We start from the raw sequence: 19,585 nt of genomic DNA on the forward strand, positions 1-19,585 counted from the left end.
CAACATAAACAAACTCAGCAAATATCTGCCTTTACGGACAAAAAACTGCGTTTGTTCCAATATGTTCAAGTTTAAGTAGAGATGTACCCATATGGGTATGTTCCCATATTTACAAATTTAGTTTAGAGAATCAGCTTAGTTGTTTGTGTATTGTTTAGTTCAAGAGTGCTACATCAAAGTTAAATTTTCATGAAAATATCCGTCGATTATCCTAGCTATAGGTTGTATACCCTTACAACGCATCGCTTTGCCCAAGGGATCACGTTAGCGACCGTGTCGATCTGAGGATATGAACCATCCACAGCGCATCCCATCCATCTGTATTTTGCCTGCAAACCTAGGGTCAAGGTCAGCAATGTTCTGTAATGCATACAGCCGTCCTCTGCTTTAGTTGTACGTGCCCATGGAGTGTCCTAGTTGACCCCAAAAACCTTTGGTATAAACTTTGACCAGAGGTGAAAATCCTCTTCACTTACTACCGCAATGCTTTATTTTTCAGCATGGATCTTTATCCAGAGCAGCTTCAGGCCACGTCTGACTTTTTGCGTACATCGTTTCTGAGGCTTGCCCTGGTAGCCATTGTTTTTATTACGCCATTTGCCATCTACAACTTTTTAGTCGCCCAATATCTTATTAGCATCATCTGCTGGGCCATTCTGATTGCTTTTACGGTCAATGCCGGGCTCATTGTGTGGCACAACCGTTACCGCATTGTGCTGACGCAGTTTGGTCTGGTACCTATTATTTTACTTTTGCTAGTGGTCTTGCTCGGCCAGCAAGAGACGATTGGCATTTTTTGGTGTTATCCGGCGGCGGGCTCGTTTCACTTTATGTTGCCACGGCGCCATGCATGGCTGTCTACAGCGGTTTTGTTTGGGGTGTCGATTCCTCTGGTGTCGGCGTTTGTTCCGCCAAATTTAGCCATTCGCATTGTTGTTACCCTGGCCCTAGTGAGCATTGCCGCTGCAGTTTTTGTTCGCGTAATTACAGAGCAACAACATCAGCTACGGGTGCAGGCGATGACAGATCCGCTCACTGGGTTGTTAAATCGAACGTTGTTACATGAGACCCTGGACTGGGCCATCGAACAATCGAAGCGATCAGAATTGCCCATGAGCCTGGTGGCGTTCGATATTGATCACTTTAAAAGTGTGAACGATACCTATGGGCACGATGTGGGCGATGATGTCCTCTGCCGTGTGAGTACTTTGGTGAAAGAACGTGTACGTCGGGTGGATAAGGTATTTCGCCTGGGCGGGGAAGAGTTTTTGATTTTGCTCCATGGTACGGGCAAAGACGCTGCGCAGCGGGTGGCGGAAGATTTGCGCGAACGTATTGCGTTGTTGGAGCTGTTGCCGGAACGTTCGGTGACGGTAAGTGTGGGGTTAGCGACGCTGCAGCCAAATGAGGATTGGACTGCTTGGATGAAGCGTAGTGATAACAATTTATATCGAGCGAAGACGGGCGGACGAAATCGGGTGGAAGTTTGATGCAGGGAGATAATCGTCAGGGATTGCCTGAGCATACGTTTCCCTATCTCCACCGCTGGTGAATGGCCCTACGGTGAATATTCTCCCTCTGCTTTTTGTCACCTCGTGACTGAATTAGGGATTGTTGGTCGAGTCAGGGATCTAAATGAGAAAACCGGCTATGTTGAGGCGGATTTTGAATATAGCATGGAGCAACGGTTGACCCTGTCGATGACTGACACATGTGTTATTCATCCGATGTTTTATCGAAAGCTGAATATTGTTCTTGATCAGAAACTTCGCGTTCTTCCATTTCCTGATCGAGATGAGTTTAAGCCTGTGAGTTATTAACTTTTCCACTCGGTTAACTCTGTTCGGTAAAACGGTGGCATATGCCGTGTCGCTACAGCACTGGGCTATGGCAGCCAAGGAATACAGTAAAACCATGATTTTGGTCATACCAGTGGACACCTTAGGCCATGGCATGGATCCGGCATAGCCATGGCCAGAACCTTGATACATTTGCAAATATTGCGTGCCGGGACTACCTGGCACGATGCCAGGGCATCTACTACGACCTTTTCTGCACCTGCTACGACCAGGTGCCGTTCCCGGTAGACTTTGCTTTGGGGAACGCCAACGACCGCTTTCCCCAAAGCCCGCACAAATTTACTGAAACAAGATTCCGCCTCCGTTGTAGAAAATCGGTCAGCGCTACTACAGCCGCTGTAGCCCCCGCAGTCGATTAATGATGGCCGCTAGCTCATACCGTCGAAATTCGCTTAGGTCTGCCATGGGAAACGGCGTTAACCCATCCAAGTCTCGTCGCTCTACCCAGGACATCACATCATCTAAAAGCTCGCCTAGGGCATGGGAGCGCCTTTGCTGCTGCCAGGTCAAAATCGCATGGGCAATGGCCCGCACCTGGTTCGGCTCTAGCAGTTGTTCAATGCCCCGTAGGTCAATGTCTTCTTTGCCGATGGTCACTGTGGTTAATTTTTGGGTTTTTACTTTGGCGGGTTTACGTCCGAAATCAAAGCTGGGTAGCTGAATCTGCCGCTGGGTGATGGTGCCAAATTGCTGGCCCCCTTCTCCTTGGCGGTTGCTTGGGTACTGGGTGGCGATCCCATGGGCCTGCTCCGTCACATCGTGGGCCCTATAGCTGTCTAGGGCAATCACCTGGTCCGCCACCTCAAAGTAGTCGCCGCTGCCCCCCATCACCAGGATGGTGGAAATGCCGTGGTCGGTGTATAGCTGTCGTACTTTGTCGATAAAGGGGGTGATGGGTTCTTTTTCTTTGGCAATCAGGGATTGCATATTGCGATCGCGAATCATCAAATTTGTTGCCGCCGTATCTTCATCGATCAGCAACACCTGGGCCCCCGCTTCGATGGCTTCTAAAATATTGGCCGCCTGGGACGTACTACCGCTGGCGTTGGTGGTGCTGAAGTGGGTTGTCGATATGCCCTGGGGCAGCCGATCGATAAAGGGGGAAATATCCACCCCGGTGACGCTGCGCCCATCCTCCGCCCGAATTTTTACCGTGGCGCCATGGGCCACCACCCGTTCGCGACCATCCCCTGGAATGTGGTTATAGGCGCCCTCGGCGATGGCTTTGAGCACCGTGGATTTGCCGTGGTAGCCGCCACCGACAATTAGGGTGACGCCCTGGGGAATGCCCAAACCTGCGATCGCTCCTCCGTGGGGCATGGGCAAGGTCACCTCTAAAGCAACCGGTGATTGAAAGGGAATTGCGTTGGGCAAGGGGCGTGGGTCTACACCACTGCGCCGGGGCAGCACCGCCCCATTGGCGATAAAGGCCACCAGACCCTGGGCCTTTAGCTGCTGTCGCAGGGCGTTGGCATTTTCTACGGTGGCCATATGTTGATCAAGGTCATCCTGCCACCCAGGCTGGTAATGCAGCGTTTTGTGCACCAGGTCTGGTAAATCGTCTAGCAGCAATGCTTGGGCCGCCTGCCCGGCAATGCGTCGACCATGGGCGGGTAAGCCCACCCCCAACCGTAACTCGATACCCGCTGCGGTTACCTGTACCGCCGTTCGAGCCAGCATTACCTGGCTAGCCGCCGCCACCACCAGGCAGCCGCTTTTGCCCGAACCTCGCCGCTGTTGTATTTGGGGAATCGTCTGAATAATTTGTCGGTGTAAAAAGTCCCCCAGGGCCACCTGCCGCATAGAATCTTGCCAATAGGTTTGGGGCCACTGACCCTGGCCATGGGGGACCCACAGGCTGACTCGACTGGGGGCAGCAAAGGGATCTCCTTGGATGTGGGCCAGGGTGAGGTTGAACGTGGGAAATTGATACTCTCCTTTTAGCCTTTTGTAGCCAGAGTAGCTCTGGCCATTGAGTCGATCTAGCTGCTGTTCTAGAACGCTGGGGGAGGTCATAGACTAAGAAATGTTACGGGTAAAGTGACAATCAACACTGATTTTATGCTCAAAAGAGCTTTTTCCTTGGCGAACAAGATTTTGAACCTCCCTTGGAATCAGGGTTTCAGCCTATTGTGATTGGAATCACGCGCCGGGGTGCTAAGTGTCATCGGTGAGGTCTTGGAGTATCACTTAGGCCCGGTGGAAATTCATGAATACTGAAGCCATACGAGGTAATCATGTGTCCCATGGCTTATTTGTCCCGCCCCCGCCTATCCACGTTGATCAAGTCCGCCGCTGTTTTACTGAGTACTACACTGCTCACCAGTTTGGGCCCCGTTGCTGCCCTTGCTAATGCGGTTTCGAATTCTCCCTTGGTGGATGGCATTTATGTTTACGGTGAACAAGAAACCCCAGACCAGTTGGGCTCAGTTTATATGGTGTTCGAAGTGACGGCGGGACACGCCGTTGGTGCATTTTATATGCCCAGTTCTTCCTTTGACTGTTTTTCTGGGGATGTATCTGCCAACCGCTTAGATTTGACCGTCATCGATAGCTACTCCCAAACCAGCCATCCCTACTCCATGGCCGCTCAGACCCAGCCGACCCTGACCGCAGGCCCAGCGGCTTCAGACTATGCCATCGATGGGTTTACGGCGTTGCCCAATGTATCTGACTTAGATCAGCAGTTGTTAGAGACCTGCCAAACGGTTCAGCCCAACCTTAGCTAGTGGTCTGTGGTTGATCGGCGGACGGCTCTGCCGAGGGAATTTTTTATCCCCATCACTTCGTATCAGTCTAAATAGGCTTTGGAAAATCGCTTTCTCGTTGCCCATGGGGAAAACTTGGGGAGAAGGCGATTTCTTTATGATTTTTTTATGCAGCCGTGGGTAGATGTGGAGATTCGCCTATCATTTATTCATATTCGTATAAATTCCTTTATCCTTCGGGCAAACTGAAACCATAACCGTTGTCCATAGGGCTATACGGTTTACCCCCCTTACTCAACTTCGGCTCTCCAGCCTGTCGCGATCCCGCGATCATGGGTATATTTTTATTACGTAGTTAAAAAACTTAATGTCTAAAGCAATCTAAGTTAACACCCATTTATTCAACGTTTACTTATTAGGTTTCGACTCCATATCCTGGCAGAGGTCCATAAAACATGTTTGAACATTTCACCAATGCGGCTATTGCGGTGATCATGCAGGCCCAGGAAGAGGCAAGGCGCCTGGGACATAATTTTGTCGGTAGCGAGCAGCTGCTCCTCGGGATTGTGAAAGAAGGCTCTAGTATTGCCGCCCGAGTGCTGAGCGATTTTGGAGTCAACCTGGCGAATTCCCGTGCTGAAGTGGAATCTATTATTGGTCGCGGCTCGGGCAATGGCCCCACTGAAATTCCATTTACGCCTAAGGTCAAGCAGGTATTTGAGCAGGCGTTTCAAGAGGCTCGCAAGCTCGACCATCCCTATATTGAGCCGGAGCATCTGCTGCTGAGCCTGACTCAAAATGTGGAAAGCGTCGCTTACCGGGTGCTGAATAATTTGGGCGTGGACCCAAACCAGGTGCGTACCCAATTGATTCGCACCATTGGCGAGGTGTCTGCGGTGGCGGCTGGCGGCGGTCGTCGTCGCGACGATGAGAAGTCGGGCCAGGCCCCGAAACGTGACGGTGTTTTAGCTGAATTTAGTACGGACCTGACGGAGCTAGCGGCTTCAGGCAAGCTGGACCCGGTGATTGGCCGCGCCGATGAAATTGAGCGGGTGGTGCAAATTTTGGGTCGCCGTACTAAGAATAATCCGGTGCTGGTAGGTGAACCGGGGGTGGGTAAAACTGCGATCGCAGAAGGCTTAGCCCAGCGCATCGTCAACCAGGATGTGCCCGAAGCCCTGTTCGACCGTCGTGTCATTAGCCTGGATTTGGCCATGCTAGTGTCCGGCACCCGCTTCCGCGGCGACTTCGAAGAACGCCTCAACCAGGTGATGAGCGAAGTGCGCGAAGCCCAAAACATCATCCTAGTCATCGACGAAATCCATACCCTAGTGGGTGCGGGCTCCCTCGAAGGCAGCATGGACGCGGCTAACCTGCTCAAGCCTGCCCTAGCTCGCGGCGAGCTCCAGTGCATCGGTGCTACCACATTGGAAGAGTACCGCAAGTACATCGAAAAGGATGCCGCCCTAGAGCGTCGTTTCCAGCGCGTGACCGTAGCTCCACCGTCCGTGGAAGATACCCTAGAAATTCTCGGCGGTCTGCGCGGTCGGTACGAGCAGTTCCACCGCCTCACCATCACCGACGAGGCCCTAACCGCCGCTGCCACCCTGGCCGACCGCTACATCAACGACCGTCACCTGCCCGATAAGGCCATTGACCTAATTGACGAAGCCGGGTCCCGCGTACGTTTGCGATATTCCCAAAATATTCCCGCTGGGGATAAGCGCACCGAACTGCGCCAGGTACAGACTCAAATCATGGAACTGATGGAAAGTCAGTCCTTTGGCGATATTCCTGAGCTGCGCACCAAGGAGCAGGGCCTACTGGCAGAACTACTGCCCAACGGTACCCCCCACCCCGAAGTGACCGACGAAGACATCGCCGATATCGTCGCAGCATGGACTGGCGTACCCGTGAGTCGCCTCACCGAGTCTGAATCGGCCATGATTCTGCACTTAGAAGATACGCTCCATAAGCGCGTCATCGGCCAAAACGAAGCCGTAGAGGCCGTTTCCAAAGCGGTACGTCGTTCCCGCGTAGGCATGCGCAATCCCAACCGTCCCATTGCCAGCCTGATTTTCTCTGGCCCTACCGGCGTGGGTAAAACTGAGCTAGCGAAGGCCCTAGCCGCAGCGGTCTTTGGCTCCGAAGATTCCATGATCCGCATCGACATGTCGGAATTTATGGAACCCCAGTCCGTCTCCAAGATGATTGGGTCTCCTCCGGGATATGTGGGCTACGACGAAGGTGGTCAGCTCACCGAAGCCGTACGCCGTCAGCCCTACACCGTGATTTTGCTAGACGAAATCGAGAAGGCCCACCCCGATGTCTTCAACATTTTGCTGCAGCTACTAGACGACGGTCACCTCAGCGATGCCAAGGGTCGCAAGGTGAGCTTCAAGAACACATTGATCATCATGACCTCCAACATTGGGTCTAAGGTGATCGAAAAAGGCGGCGGCGGTCTGGGCTTTGAGCTCAGCTTGGATGACGAGATGACCTCTCGATATAACAACATCCGCAACCTAGTGAACGAAGAAATGAAGCAGTTCTTCCGCCCTGAGTTGCTAAACCGCATCGACGAAATTATCGTCTTCCGTCAGTTGATCAAGACTGAAGTTGCTCAGATTGCCGACATTCTGCTGCGTCAGGTCACTGGCCGTTTGGCAGAGCGCAATATCACCCTAGAGCTCACCGATGCCTTTAAACAGCACCTGGTGAACGCAGGCTATGACCAGGCCTACGGTGCTCGACCTATGCGTCGGGCCATCTCTCGCCTAGTGGAAGACCCCCTAGCCGAAGCGCTGCTAGCAGGCTCCATCGATGATGGTGATACGGCTGTCTTTGGCCTGGATGACGATGCCAAGGTCACGGTTAAGTCCGCTAAAGAGCCCGCCCTGGTGGGTGCTAGAAGTTAGCGATAGACCTGCAAGGATCCAGTCAGGGTAAATAAAAAATAATGGCTATGCTCGGACAATGATGCGGGCATAGCCATTTTATTGCCTATGTTGGATTGCCTATGTTGGCGCGTCACCTTGGCGTTGGATCGTAACGCTTTAACGCAGCATCGGCCCTCTGCTACGCAAAGCAGAGGGCCGACAGATCAAACTACAAATTTTTAGGCCCCATTAGCCACAAATAGCCGGAGCCGTGCACCGACTATCCGCCATTAAAGGCGTCCAGGAACTAGCGCTTTCCATCGGCGTTTTTGCCAACACAATACAATTTCGTCCCTGGCGTTTAGCCTGGTAAAGGGCTCGATCCGCAGATTCGATCAAATCTCCCACCCCATGGTGATGGTCGGGGTCGGCCATCGCAATGCCCATGCTGAGCGTTACTCGGTCCAGGTGAGAACCGCGATGGGGAATCGCCGCTTTATTAATCGCCGCATGCAAGTATCGGGCCACTTGGCAGCCCCCTTTATGATCTGTTGCCTTCAGCATCACCACAAACTCTTCCCCCCCATACCGTGCAATAATGTCTGACGAACGTTGCGCGGTTTGGCGAATTATTTGGGCCACTTGTTGTAGGCATTGGTCCCCCGCCGGATGACCATAAATGTCGTTGTACTGCTTGAAATAATCAATGTCACATAAAATCAAAGAAAGTGACTGTTCGGAACAGCGGCGTTGTTCTCCCCATGCATTTTCCAGTCGTTGATCAAAACTTCGACGATTGTTGATTTGGGTAAGGCCATCCAAATATGCGAGCTTTTCCAGTTCTTGATTTTTGCAGACCAGGGCCGATTGAATGCTTTCGAGGCGCTGCAGCTTCTCTTCACTGTCACTAACTTGATGCCTCAATTGTCGGTTGTTACACCGCAGCCGTCGCAACAAGCGACCAGTTTGCAAATGCTTTTTAAGCCGTAACAAGCAGGATGACACATCAAAAGGCATCACCAGATAGTCAGTTACACCAGATTCAAAGGCCTTAGCAATGGTGCGTTGATCGTCATTACTACTGGAAAATACAACTGAAGTCAGTTGTCCATTAGGTTGTTGCAGTTTTTTGCAAAACCAATATCCCTTTTCCTTCGCCGCATTCAGATTGATCAACACTAAATCTAGCGTTAATGCTTGCGTAAAATCCCAGGCATCTTCAAACGAATAACAGCTGCGAACATCGTACCCTTGCTGCCGCCATGCTTTTACCAACAACTCCAATGCATCACCGGGACTGTGCCATACCAATAATGTCCCTAACACATCGACACCAAACACATCGGGCTCGATCTGACTTAACATTTAATTTCCTTAGACCACGAGATTAGACAATAAATCCTAGGGAATGGGACGTAACGAGTTATTTTCCCCTTATTCCCTATCTTCAGAACCACATTTCCCTCAATAAAAAGAGATATTTTTAGTGTTTCATGATTTTATCTATGTACAGGCCATAGATAAAATCATCTCTTTATACAAAGAGCTACAAACATATTGAAAGAAGAATTTAAGAATCTAATGCACCACTATTTATTAAATGTTTACAAGAACAACCACTGCCAACAATTGAAATAGCTATGCATAGTCTTGCTATAGACATGGTCAAAGTCATTTATTAAATACAAGAAAAAATGTATCAATTTTCTTTGATAGATAGTTCCGTAAAATCACTATTTTGCAATCAAAATCCAAATATTTTCAATCCGTATGAAGTCTGAACCAGATTTTTGGCAATCTTCTTGGTTAATCTATAAGCGATTTATACAAGATCTTAAATTCGATTCAGACTATTGCTTAAATGAAAGCTTCTCAATAAAAAAGATTTCCTTTGGCTATATTAGGTCTCGCTTACTTCGCATTTATCGCATTCATTAATCCGATAAAAACACCCTCACTCTATTAGCTTTCTATCTTAGAACGAGCCCCAACAGCATCACGAAAAATCCTGACATCAAAATTATTAATTACGCAATTTGTCGTATAAGATACGTACGTATGAGGCCATATAATAGGAAATAGATAATTCCCATTAATGTATCCTTAAAATGTTCATAGAAGCCAATGGTTTGGCTTTAGTACGATTTATATAACAAAGTTAAACGTAGCGCTTTTTAGATCGTTGCTCATTGTCATTAACAGAGACGGATTGAAGAGAAAGTCCCCCTGATTTGCCGGTTCTGTTGGGAAATAAAGTTGGGTAGTGAGTGCGGGTTGATTCGCAGCCTGTACTTTGACATGAAAGTGGCGGGTGCGTCCCGGATATACGCCAGGCAGAATAGTCTCAATTCGGTAGCGGCCATCGGCATCCGTAAACTGATGCCCCCGGAAGCGGTAGCCACTGTTGTCATATTCACCCTGGGCATCCGTGTGCCAACAATCTACCAAAGCCCCAGCTATCGGTACACATTGGGACGACAGCACCTGTCCGGTAAGCACAATGACATCACCCGCAAATCCAGGCTCTAATAAGGACTGGCGTTCTGGGGAGTCGGGCGTATAGAAAGGGCCCTCGGTCTGTGATGGGGTGGCCAGGTCGTCGCCACAGGCGGGGGTAGTGGGTAGTGGTTGGCGTTCCGTTTGGCCTTTTGTTTGACCCTTAGATTGGTCCTCAATGGTGGGCTTGGGCGAAAACAAAGACCGACGACTACAGTTGGCAGATACAAACGAAGCTAGGGTGACAGACCCTAGCCGCAAAAGCAGTCGACGATGGAACTTTTGAATAGACATCGGAAGGCATTCCATGGAGCGCTTCCATGGTAGCTTGCAATTTAGTGCCTGAATGTATTAAGCAAGCTCACGTTGTGGCTGGACCTTCTAAATCTTCTGCCGTCGCTTCATCGCCGCCTGATGCCATGGCAGCGGTGGGCACTAGCATGGGGTCTTTATTGAACAAGGTGCTTACAGTTTCTTTCCAAGCTTGGGATAAGCTACCAATGCGAGTTTTCCACTTGGTTCTATTCTGTTCTGCTTTTTGAGGAAACCAGGAAAAAATAAGTAGGTCGAAGACGAGTTCCACACTTCTAACAATTGTAAGAAGAAAGCCAGTGAGCAGTTTGTAGTGGATGAGGTAATAGGGCGTAAAGAGAATGGCGGAGAACCAGAGAAGATTATCAAAGACTTCTTTGTCGAGGTTAAAGGAAATACTAACGTGGACCCGCAGCAGGGTATACCACAGAGAGATCACAACCAGGGTGCTGACAATAAAGCCGATCAGCCCCTCGGTTTTCTGCCATAGTAATTTGAGAAAATTCTTAGACGCTGTCCAAATAATGCCGGCGAAGGCGGCCGTTAAGGCTCCATAGGTGGCGATATTGGTCCAATCGAGTTCGCTGAGGTCGCCAAGGGCAGATAGGTCGATTTGCTGCAGCAAATCGAGAAGTGATTGCAGCATAGTTACTTTGAAGATGGTTTTGTGTTGCCGTGGTGGAGGGTTTTAACGTCCCCGTTACCGTAAAGACGGTCTTGTGTTGCCGTCATAGACGGTTGAATGTCCCCCTTTGTCTAATAGTCTAGTAATAGAGCAAGTTTTCTGTAGATGTGGGATTACCCTACCGTTAGTAGGGTTTGCCCTGAAAAAATGCTCAAGATTCAACCAGCTTTTTACTGGGGAGATCGGAAAACCCTAACCATTAGTAGGGTTTTCCCTGAAATAACACTGAAAAGCTAACAATCTTTTTTGGTGGTAGCATCCATTTTTTAGTTGGTAAAAAATTATTTATCAAATCAGGAAATGCATGAATCTAGGGGGATAGACTGACTATTTTAAAGAATTTGATACATCAAAGATCGCTAGTATATGTGTGATATTACGGATGTCTTTCCGGAAAAATATTGAAACTTGTGTCGGTGGTCTCTGTAATTGCAACAGTTGCCAGAGAGTTTTCACGTACGCATTAATAGGGATGAAGTCAATTGGTGGCGGACCGTTGGGTTCAGCAACATGTCCGCCAATGTAGTTCATCACATAGTTCACATGCGCCAAACTACACTTACAGTATTACCTTTAGTTGTTGTTTCGATACTATTGCTTGGGTTAATGGTACTTAAAGAGGGAGGGACAATGGATATTCAGCTGGGGCCTAGTTGGATTCGGGTAGTGAGCCCTCAGGAAACAGGAGATTATAATCAGAGTTGAGTATTGAGGAAATCCTTGCGCTTCAACTAGCTTGAGCGGGTAAGCCACTGTGAACTGATTGCAAAGTCTCAAAGATGCCATCGATTACATTCTCTTTTCCGCTAAATAACTCATCGGGACCACCGGCATGGAGATTGCTGAAGGGGGGCTCGTAAAGGGCCGCATCTTCTACGATGCCATGGGTGGTGAGCTGATCGATCACCATTTCCACAAAGCGGATCTGCTGTCCGGTGAGGCTGCGGTCATTGAGAAATTTACCAAAGGCTTTTTGGGCGGTGGCGCGATCCATGCCCACCAGGCTACGGACAAAGTGGGCCAGGGAAGGGGCGCTGCTGCGGGCGAGTAGATTGGAGAGGAGCGTTTCGCCTTCGTCGGCACCGATTTCGGTGAGGGTTTGTTCCAGACCCTGGAGGTCGGTTTCGGTGAGGGGCTGGTTGGTGCGCAGGCGCTGAATGACCAGATGGTTTTGGTGGTTGCGCAGGTAGTCTTTCACCTTTTTCTCGTACTGTAGGCCGGTCATTTTTGGCATATAGACCAGCTCTTGATCTCGTACGCTAATGACTTCGTCTTTGAAGTCGGTGTAAACAATCTTGCGCTTTTTCTTTTCAATTAACGACATTAAGCCACGCAATCGTAGGCGTAAATCTTCTAGCGCATTGAGGTCAATGGCTTCCCAGAAGGTGGCTTCTTGCATGCTGGCCAGGTATTCAAGCTGGGCAATTACACCAGGAACCGTTGTTTTCTCTTCTAATATCATGGCCAGTTCTACTATGCGCTGGCGATTACGTTCAAAGGTGGCCGCATCGCCTTCGGTCTGGGCCAGCTGCATGCGGAGTACTTTGAGGTCAAATAGTCGGGCCTCGATGTCGTCGGTTTCCAGGGTGTTGGGTAGTCCGGCGACTTCGCGATTAAGTTCCTCGCGGTCGCTGTCGGTCATCTGGTCCCAGGTGTCGCGCTGCTGGAATTTTTCAACGGCTTCCAGGTGCATGCGCACGATGAAGTTCTCTGGGTTCATGGCGGCAACTTCGCCGTGGAGTCCTTCGGTGAGAGAACCTTTGAGGGTGGCGTCTGGGTCTAGGTCAGAATTGGTTTGGACGTGGCCGAGGAGCTGCACGCGGGCACGGAAGAGACGGGTACCGAGGGGGGCGCTGCCGCTGGCGGTGATGCCGTCTGGATTTTCTTTAAAGAAGTCGAAGTTAAAGCAAAAGTCAAAGATGCGAAAGTCTTGTTTGTGTTCTTCAGGGCCGAACAGGTCTGGGCAGAGGCGGGTGCCGCGACCGATCATTTGCCAGAATTTGATTTTGGAATAGACGGGTTTGAAGAATACCAGGTTGGCCACCTCGGGCACGTCGATGCCGGTGTCGAGCATGTCGACAGAGATGGCAATGTGGGGATCTTTGTCTTTGATGGAGAAATCGTCGATCAGGGTTTGGGGATATTTTTCCTTGTGGGCAATGACGCGGGCAAAGTGTCCGGCATAGTTTGTGTAGTGGTGGTTAAACCTGTCTGCAATGAACTTTGCGTGTTCGTGTTTACGGGCAAAGATAATGGTTTTAGCAAGGCGGTCGCCACCCTCTACTTTGTGGCCGTTCTCCATCAAGTGTTTGAGCACTTTGTCCACGGTGTCTTCGTTAAATAGCCAGCTATTGATGGCGGTGGCATTTACTCGGTCAGGCAGTGTCTCTTCGTCGGCATCGTCGCCCCAGTCAAGGTTTTCCCACTGGGCTTTTTCTTCGTCGCTGAGGGCGTCGTAGTCGATGCCTTCGCGGGGAAAGCGCAGGTCCACCTGTTGCACGCGGGGCGGCACTAGAAATCCATCGGCCACAGCGGTTTCGAGTTCGTAGGCGTCGGTGGGCACCCCCTGCTCTAGGTCAAAGAGGTCGTAGGTGTTTTTGTCGATTTCTTCGCGGGGGGTGGCGGTGAGGCCCACGAGCAGCGAGTCGAAGTGTTGGAAAATGGTGCGATATTTTTGGTAAACGGAGCGGTGGGCTTCGTCGATGATGATCAGATCGAAATAGCCGACACCGAAGCGGGCTTCGACTCCGCTCCCCTCGACTCCGCTCCCCTCGACTCCGCTCGGGGAACGGCGACGCCCTCCCGTTGGCTGAGCGGAGTCGAAGCCTGAATCGATCAACCCCATCATGGTGGGATAGGTGCAGACGTAGACGCGACCGTCGGTGTCTTTTTCGGTGACTAGATTTACCGGGCTGGAGTCGGGGAGATGGGTTTTGAAGGCGTTGGCGGCTTGTTTGACCAGGGAAACGCGGTCGGCGAGGAAGAGGGCGCGTTTGACCCAGCCTGCCCGCTGGAGTACGTCCACCAGGGCAATGGCGGTGCGGGTTTTGCCGGTGCCGGTGGCCATCACCAGCAGGGCTTTGCGGCGGGCCTGGGTGAATTGTTCAAAAATGCTACCAATGGCGCGTTTTTGGTAGTAGCGTCCGGCAATGGCGTCTTTGACCTGGGCGGTGTCAAGGCTTTGGCGCTGGGTGCGGCGGCGGATCAGGCGGGCCAGTTCGTCTTTTTTGTAGAAGCCGGTGACCTGGCGGGGTGGGTAGACGGTATCGTCCCAGAGCCAGGTGGTGTAGCCGTTGGTGTAGAAAATCAGGGGCCGCTGGCCGTGCATGGCCTCTAGACAGTCGGCGTAGAGTTCGGCTTGACGTTGGCCGGTGGTGGGGTCAACGGTGGATTTTTTCGCTTCGACGACGGCGAGGGGTTTGCCGTCATCGCCCCAGAGGACGTAGTCGGCATAGCCGATGCCCTTGGCATTGGGCATGCCGGTGACTTCGTATTCCCGGTCGCGGGTTTGGTCCAGGGGCCAGCCTGCGCGATGTAGATCCAGGTCGATCAGGTAGTGGCGGGTTTCGGCTTCGGTGTAGTCGTGGGGGTCGGGCTGCTGTTCGTTAGTGGCGCGGATCTCGGCAATTTCTTGCTGAAGCTTTTGGATTTCGGCGTCGAGTTTGTCTTTTTCTTGCTGTTGTTTAAGGGCGTCTTCGTGTTGTTGGGCAAGTTTGGCTTCGAGGGCTTCGAGTTCTGCACGAGGGACGACGTCGACTCCCCTCGACTCCGCTCGGGGAGCGCCGTGAGAACCCGCTGGCTGAGCGGAGTCGAAGCCAGGGGAGCCAGGGATGCGGTCATCTTTCCAGGCGGCACCGTTGCGGGGGGCGTCGGGGGTGTAGGTGCGGGTGAGCCAGTAGCAGATGTGGTGGAGTTCTTTAACGGACTGGAGGGCGTCTTGAGGGCGAACGGGGCGGGTTTCGTGGACGGCGCGGTTGCCGATGCCTTTGACCAGTTTGGCTTTGTGGAAAATGGCCTGGGGGATGGTGTTTTGGAAACAGGTGGCGTGGAGCAGAGCACCCAGCTTTTGGTCGTAGGGTAGGCGCAGGCGGTTGTCGTAGCGGTAGAGCCAGTGGACGATGGCTTCTAGGGTGAAGCGGGCATGGAAGCAGGCTGCGCGAGGATCGCCGATGATGTAGCCTTCGGCTCGGGTGGCGGATTCGGCAATGGTGCGGAATTGGCTGGGGAGAAAGGCGAAATTGGTCATCACGAGGACCGCTAGCAGATAACTACATAATGTTTCTGAATGTGCGCATTAGCATCAGGTAGATTGCTAGCGCTTGATGGCCGTAATCGTTCATTTTTTATTGGGTTACCCAAATTCTGCTAGATATCTTCATCGCAATTAAGAGGTTTGCGGGTTATTCCGCTGGGCTTATTTGTTCGATAAATTTATCAGGGGCACAGGCTGGAAGAGGGGCATTGGCATAGTCATCTAAATTGCGGGTAATGATGTACTCTGCTTCGCACGCGAGGGCCGCTGAGACCTGTAGGGCATCTTCAAAGTCAGACATGGGCTGTTCTAAAGCTGTTAGAACGTCTTGATTGCCTGTGGGGACGACGTATAAAAACCTGCATAGGTCAGCAATGAAGTCTCGGGCTTGGTCTTTGCTAGTGGTTTTAGAGGCGATGTAGTAAATGTTGCTGAGGGAGTGCCATGCGATGCAGCCAGTTTGGGGATTTGCTTCCAGATAGTCCATCAGAACGCTGGAGGTTTCCACAAAAGGTTTTCGGTCTAAGCCCACATCGAGTAGTACATCGCAGTCGATGAATATCCTCATAGTTTGTACCGTTCTGCTAGATAGGCAAGGCGGGGATCGGCGGCTAATGTTTCTGAACTAAACTGTGTGGTGCCTAATTTGCCACGCCAGCGCTGGGAAAACGTTGATTTATTTCCGTTTTCTGACGGTTGAGCGGCTTCTTGATGTGGCTTGGTATGGGGAAATTGTCGGAGAACTCGGTATACCAGACCTAGATAGGCGGTATCCAATGTATCAATCTGGCGTTTTAATTGCTCTCGGGTAATTGGTTCCATGTTGTTCTCTGGTGATGTTAATCGTCCCCTGGGCGGAGGCGTTGGCATAGCGGTGCAAGAGGGGTTAGGGGATGCTGCCTTCGACTCCGCTCAGGCAGCGTGGCAACGCTGGACGAACCGGTAGCAGAGCGAAGTCGAACCGGTAGCTGAGCTGAGTCGAACCGGTAGCTGAGCTGAGTCGAAGCTGCCATCATTATAATTCGCCCTTAAAGGCGCGGGATTGGAGGGTGGCGAAGAGGGTGTCGAGTTCGGCGAGGTGAATACGTTGTTGGGCTTTTTGTTTTTCGATGGATGAAACGATATCGGCAAAATGATGTTGTTCCTTAACAGAGGGAATGGGAATTTGAAAAGCTCTTATCTGTTTAAAGTTAAGACCTGGCTTGGTCTGGCCATATTGCATCTTCCTAATCTGAATCTGGCCACCTTGCTGAAGCGAGAGGAAGTGGGCTAAAAAATCTGGCATAAGATGAGAATCTAATCTCAAGATAGCAACATGCTGACTAATAAAAGAACCTTCAAGATAGTCAGGAACTTTTGCAACTCTGCCTATTCTAGAACCCGTAATGGTAAGTAATACGTCGTTCTTGGTTACTTTTGTTCTTTTGGCTTCAGCATTATCTGGTGGATCAACCAGAATAATCTCTTTGTTAGAGATTCCATTCATCTGAACATCAAGCGACCGAATAAATCTCTTTCCCTTTTCACTGTAGTATTTTGCCCACCCACGCCCCCCACTAGTAACAAAAATCAGATGTTTGTCAAGATTAGTGACTGGACATTTTGGATTGCTAACGGGGTCGCCGAAGAGGGTGAGGAAGGTAGATTGGAGGAGGGCGTCGAGCTGCGATATGGCCTCCCGTCGCTTCACCCGCAAAGCATCCGCCGCATCCAGAATCCTCGCAATCCTCTTTTGCTCTGACAGCGGTGGAAGGGGGATTTTAAGCGATTTGAGAGCCTGTTGATTGATACTTGCTTGGTTTGCAAGATTTGCTTTAGAGAGTAATTCTTTGCGTGCTTTATCAGATGATAAATAGTAAACCAGAAATAAATTATCTACTCTACTTAAATCCAAGCGTACTCGAATCATATTAGATTCGAAAACAGAAGGCTCTGGCAAAAAATCTACCATCACAGCCTTACCAACTCCCTCTGGAGTTTTAGAAACGCGATTGAATAAAATATCGCTAATTTTCAAGCTGTAACGCTCAAATTCCTTAGCATCCACATTTATTCTTCTAGCCGTACTAAAATCAGCGCTTAAGCCTTTGTATAAACCATTAATATCTAAAAAAAGAACCCCACTACCTAAGAAATTTGATGACTTATAAAGTCCATTACATGGATTTTCGGTCAAGAGATCAGCTAAGGTGACAGTCTCCCAAGATTGGCTTTTGGCTAAATCCATCTGCACAGTTTGCAACATTTGGTGGACTCCCTACTGCCGAATATCGAGCTTCAACACATTTAGCTTGTGATCATTATTCTGCAAGAAATAATTACTCCTGTTGACATTCTTTATTCTCATCTCAATAGTTCTTCCAACTCCTTCCGCCCCTCAAAAATCTCCTCCTCCAACTTCGCCAACCGCCCCAAAATCACCCCAGGCGGGTCATACACCACCTCCTCATACACCACCTCCTTATACCGATTAATCGACAGATCATACTCATTCTCCGCAATCTCCGATTTCGGCACCAAAAAGCTCTGCTCCGTCCGCTTCCGCTCCGCCTCCGCCTTCCGCTTCTGCCACCGTTCCAAAATATCCGGCAAATCACTCTTATCCGGCTGCTCCGTCCGCTTATCATCCAGGCTAAACCCGTCCGCCTGCATATCATAAAACCACACCTGGTCCGTCCCACCAGAGTTAGTCTTCGTAAACAACACAATCGCCGTCGACACCCCCGCATAGGGCTTAAACACCCCCGACGGCATCGAAATAATCCCATCCAATTTCTGCTCTTCCACCAGCATCTTCCGCAAACTCTTATGCGCCTTCGACGAGCCAAAGAGCACCCCATCCGGCACAATAATCGCCGCCCGTCCGCCCGTTTGCAACAACCGCAAAAACAACGCCAAAAACAACAGCTCTGTCTTCTTAGTCTTTACCACCTTCAACAGATCTTTTGACGTCACCTCATAGTCCAAACTCCCTGCAAACGGCGGATTCGCCAAGATCAACGAATAAGCTTCCTCATCATCGTCCGACGTCTCATCCGGTTCCGCCAACGAATCCTTATAGCAAATATCCGGATTCTCCACCCCGTGGAGCAACATATTCATACTGCCAATGCGCAGCATGGTGGAGTCAAAGTCGTACCCGTGAAACGTATCTTCATTAAACCGCTGTCGGGACTCGGCATCCTTATAAATCACCTTGTTGTGGTGATCGACCAAATACTCCGATGCCGCAATCAAAAAGCCCGCCGTCCCACAGGCCGGATCGCAAATCACATCCTTCGGTGTCGGTGCCGTCAACTCCACCATTAACCGAATAATATGGCGCGGCGTCCGAAACTGGCCATTTTGCCCGGCACTGGCAATCTTGCCCAGCATGTACTCATACAGATCGCCCTTCGTATCGCGATCTGCCATGTCAATGGCATCAAGCTGGTCCACCACATTCGCCAGCACCCGAGGCGTCGGCATCATAAAGATGGCGTCCTTCATATGGTGGCTATAGGTAGATTCTTCCTCGCTGTCGCTGAGCGAAGTCGAAGCGTCGCTTCTTCTTCGCTCAGCGACCGAATGGCTAGGCGTTCCCTGAGCGGAGTCGAGATTGTTAGGCGTTCCCTGAGCGGAGTCGAAGGGACGCTTGGAGAGTTCTGGCTGCCCCAGGCTCTTGATAAACGGAAACACCTGATCCCGCAGCGTCTCAAACATCTGCTCCGGGGCTGTCTCCTTAAACCGCGACCAGCGCAAATGATCCTGCTCGGGGGTAAAAATCGGCTCCTCAATGGGCTTTTTCGTCCGATTCGCCTTACGTTCCTTTAGCGTATGCTTTTCGTCTAACTGCTTAATAAACAGCAAATAGGTCAACTGCTCAATCACCGACAGCGGGTTTGAAATCCCCCCGGACCACATGGTGTCCCAGATTTTGTCAACTTTAGATTTTAGTTCGCCAGTGATCATTAAGCGTGCCTGAATTGCTCTAAACGACTTTACCCCCTGAAGGCGGCATCAAATCATAAGGTAGTTCAAAAATATACGTAGATAAATTGATGCGTCAGGTCTGAAGAATGCCCAAAAATGGGGCTAAAACCTTAGCCATTTATATGATATTTCTGCTTCTAGAAGCCTTTAACCGCAAATTGCCCACTTAATGAGCTATTTATTTTACTGTCCCTACTTAAATGTAGGATTATCGAAGCTTACAAAGCTCGTCGACTTTCAGAAGGTGAAACAATATGGCCGACCGACGCTTAGTCTTTTGCTATGACCAAGAAGGCGATACCCCACGTCCAAGTTAGTACCTCTATTTCCCTTACCAATACTTCTTAATTCCTGGAGTTTAGACAAATATTGTTTCAAAGTTCACAGGAGAGAGTTCTCAACCGATTGACAGGATTGAGCGA

General features: G+C 50.4%; 14 protein-coding genes. 5 read left to right on the plus strand and 9 right to left on the minus strand.

Annotated elements, in window-relative coordinates; all coding sequences use genetic code 11:
• Positions 1-455 precede the first annotated feature (455 nt).
• Positions 456-1,490, plus strand: coding sequence for a GGDEF domain-containing protein (locus IXB28_RS16915; protein ID WP_215617880.1), 1,035 nt, complete (start codon positions 456-458; stop codon positions 1,488-1,490).
• A gap of 105 nt (positions 1,491-1,595) precedes the next feature.
• On the plus strand, positions 1,596-1,820 hold the full coding sequence (locus tag IXB28_RS07385; protein ID WP_215617881.1) for a hypothetical protein: 225 nt from the start codon (positions 1,596-1,598) through the stop codon (positions 1,818-1,820).
• Positions 1,821-2,186: 366 nt separating this feature from the next.
• Here the strand turns inward: IXB28_RS07385 and IXB28_RS07390 are convergent, their stop codons facing one another.
• The gene (locus IXB28_RS07390) at positions 2,187-3,875 is read right to left on the minus strand and encodes an ABC-ATPase domain-containing protein (protein WP_215617882.1); all 1,689 of its coding nucleotides are present in this window, start codon (positions 3,873-3,875) and stop codon (positions 2,187-2,189) included.
• A 230-nt stretch (positions 3,876-4,105) separates the two neighbouring features.
• On the opposite strand from IXB28_RS07390, the gene IXB28_RS07395 reads away from it, so the two are divergent.
• Together IXB28_RS07395 and IXB28_RS07400 are read left to right on the plus strand one after the other, a co-directional pair.
• Positions 4,106-4,588: a hypothetical protein gene (locus IXB28_RS07395; protein ID WP_215617883.1), complete on the plus strand. Its 483-nt coding sequence runs from the start codon at positions 4,106-4,108 to the stop codon at positions 4,586-4,588.
• 434 nt (positions 4,589-5,022) lie between these two features.
• On the plus strand, positions 5,023-7,485 hold the full coding sequence (locus IXB28_RS07400) for an ATP-dependent Clp protease ATP-binding subunit (protein WP_215617884.1): 2,463 nt from the start codon (positions 5,023-5,025) through the stop codon (positions 7,483-7,485).
• Between the two features lie 210 nt (positions 7,486-7,695).
• On the opposite strand, the gene IXB28_RS07405 is transcribed toward IXB28_RS07400, so the two are convergent.
• From IXB28_RS07405 to IXB28_RS07430, 6 genes are all read right to left on the minus strand, one after another.
• Positions 7,696-8,811, minus strand: a complete 1,116-nt coding sequence (locus IXB28_RS07405; protein WP_215617885.1) for a GGDEF domain-containing response regulator — start codon at positions 8,809-8,811, stop codon at positions 7,696-7,698.
• A 780-nt stretch (positions 8,812-9,591) separates the two neighbouring features.
• Entirely contained in the window at positions 9,592-10,236 is a 645-nt protein-coding gene (locus IXB28_RS07410; RefSeq protein WP_215617886.1) for a dioxygenase family protein, read from the minus strand.
• A 67-nt stretch (positions 10,237-10,303) separates the two neighbouring features.
• Positions 10,304-10,900, minus strand: coding sequence for a hypothetical protein (locus IXB28_RS07415; protein WP_215617887.1), 597 nt, complete (start codon positions 10,898-10,900; stop codon positions 10,304-10,306).
• Between the two features lie 766 nt (positions 10,901-11,666).
• The gene (locus IXB28_RS07420; RefSeq protein WP_215617888.1) at positions 11,667-15,185 is read right to left on the minus strand and encodes a DEAD/DEAH box helicase family protein; all 3,519 of its coding nucleotides are present in this window, start codon (positions 15,183-15,185) and stop codon (positions 11,667-11,669) included.
• Between the two features lie 154 nt (positions 15,186-15,339).
• The gene (locus IXB28_RS07425; RefSeq protein ID WP_215617889.1) at positions 15,340-15,759 is read right to left on the minus strand and encodes a type II toxin-antitoxin system VapC family toxin; all 420 of its coding nucleotides are present in this window, start codon (positions 15,757-15,759) and stop codon (positions 15,340-15,342) included.
• Positions 15,756-16,013: a hypothetical protein gene (locus IXB28_RS07430; protein WP_215617890.1), complete on the minus strand. Its 258-nt coding sequence runs from the start codon at positions 16,011-16,013 to the stop codon at positions 15,756-15,758. Before IXB28_RS07430 ends, IXB28_RS07425 begins: the two co-directional genes overlap by 4 nt.
• Between IXB28_RS07430 and IXB28_RS16760 the strand changes: the two genes are divergently transcribed.
• Complete coding sequence (locus IXB28_RS16760) at positions 16,012-16,137, plus strand: hypothetical protein (RefSeq protein WP_274609663.1); 126 nt, start codon at positions 16,012-16,014, stop codon at positions 16,135-16,137. The two genes, IXB28_RS07430 and IXB28_RS16760, sit on opposite strands and share 2 nt — an antisense overlap.
• 69 nt (positions 16,138-16,206) lie before the next feature.
• On the opposite strand, the gene IXB28_RS07435 is transcribed toward IXB28_RS16760, so the two are convergent.
• Positions 16,207-17,436, minus strand: a complete 1,230-nt coding sequence (locus tag IXB28_RS07435; RefSeq protein ID WP_215617891.1) for a restriction endonuclease subunit S — start codon at positions 17,434-17,436, stop codon at positions 16,207-16,209.
• 98 nt (positions 17,437-17,534) lie between these two features.
• Complete coding sequence (locus IXB28_RS07440) at positions 17,535-19,142, minus strand: type I restriction-modification system subunit M (protein ID WP_246559647.1); 1,608 nt, start codon at positions 19,140-19,142, stop codon at positions 17,535-17,537.
• Between the last annotated feature and the right edge of the window lie 443 nt (positions 19,143-19,585).

The sequence above is a fragment of the Leptothoe kymatousa TAU-MAC 1615 genome (genome assembly GCF_018739865.1).
In the GTDB taxonomy this organism is placed as follows: Bacteria; Cyanobacteriota; Cyanobacteriia; order Phormidesmidales; family Phormidesmidaceae; genus Leptothoe; species Leptothoe kymatousa.

What these genes read in the sequence shown, in the direction of transcription:
- IXB28_RS07390 (WP_215617882.1), bottom strand. Translation starts at nt 3,875, where the DNA reads ATGACCTCCCCCAGCGTTCTAGAACAGCAGCTAGATCGACTCAATGGC.
- IXB28_RS07395 (WP_215617883.1), top strand. Translation starts at nt 4,106, where the DNA reads ATGGCTTATTTGTCCCGCCCCCGCCTATCCACGTTGATCAAGTCCGCC.
- IXB28_RS07400 (WP_215617884.1), top strand. Translation starts at nt 5,023, where the DNA reads ATGTTTGAACATTTCACCAATGCGGCTATTGCGGTGATCATGCAGGCC.
- IXB28_RS07405 (WP_215617885.1), bottom strand. Translation starts at nt 8,811, where the DNA reads ATGTTAAGTCAGATCGAGCCCGATGTGTTTGGTGTCGATGTGTTAGGG.
- IXB28_RS07410 (WP_215617886.1), bottom strand. Translation starts at nt 10,236, where the DNA reads ATGTCTATTCAAAAGTTCCATCGTCGACTGCTTTTGCGGCTAGGGTCT.
- IXB28_RS07415 (WP_215617887.1), bottom strand. Translation starts at nt 10,900, where the DNA reads ATGCTGCAATCACTTCTCGATTTGCTGCAGCAAATCGACCTATCTGCC.
- IXB28_RS07420 (WP_215617888.1), bottom strand. Translation starts at nt 15,185, where the DNA reads ATGACCAATTTCGCCTTTCTCCCCAGCCAATTCCGCACCATTGCCGAA.
- IXB28_RS07425 (WP_215617889.1), bottom strand. Translation starts at nt 15,759, where the DNA reads ATGAGGATATTCATCGACTGCGATGTACTACTCGATGTGGGCTTAGAC.
- IXB28_RS16760 (WP_274609663.1), top strand. Translation starts at nt 16,012, where the DNA reads ATGTTGTTCTCTGGTGATGTTAATCGTCCCCTGGGCGGAGGCGTTGGC.
- IXB28_RS07430 (WP_215617890.1), bottom strand. Translation starts at nt 16,013, where the DNA reads ATGGAACCAATTACCCGAGAGCAATTAAAACGCCAGATTGATACATTG.
- IXB28_RS07435 (WP_215617891.1), bottom strand. Translation starts at nt 17,436, where the DNA reads ATGTTGCAAACTGTGCAGATGGATTTAGCCAAAAGCCAATCTTGGGAG.
- IXB28_RS07440 (WP_246559647.1), bottom strand. Translation starts at nt 19,142, where the DNA reads ATGATCACTGGCGAACTAAAATCTAAAGTTGACAAAATCTGGGACACC.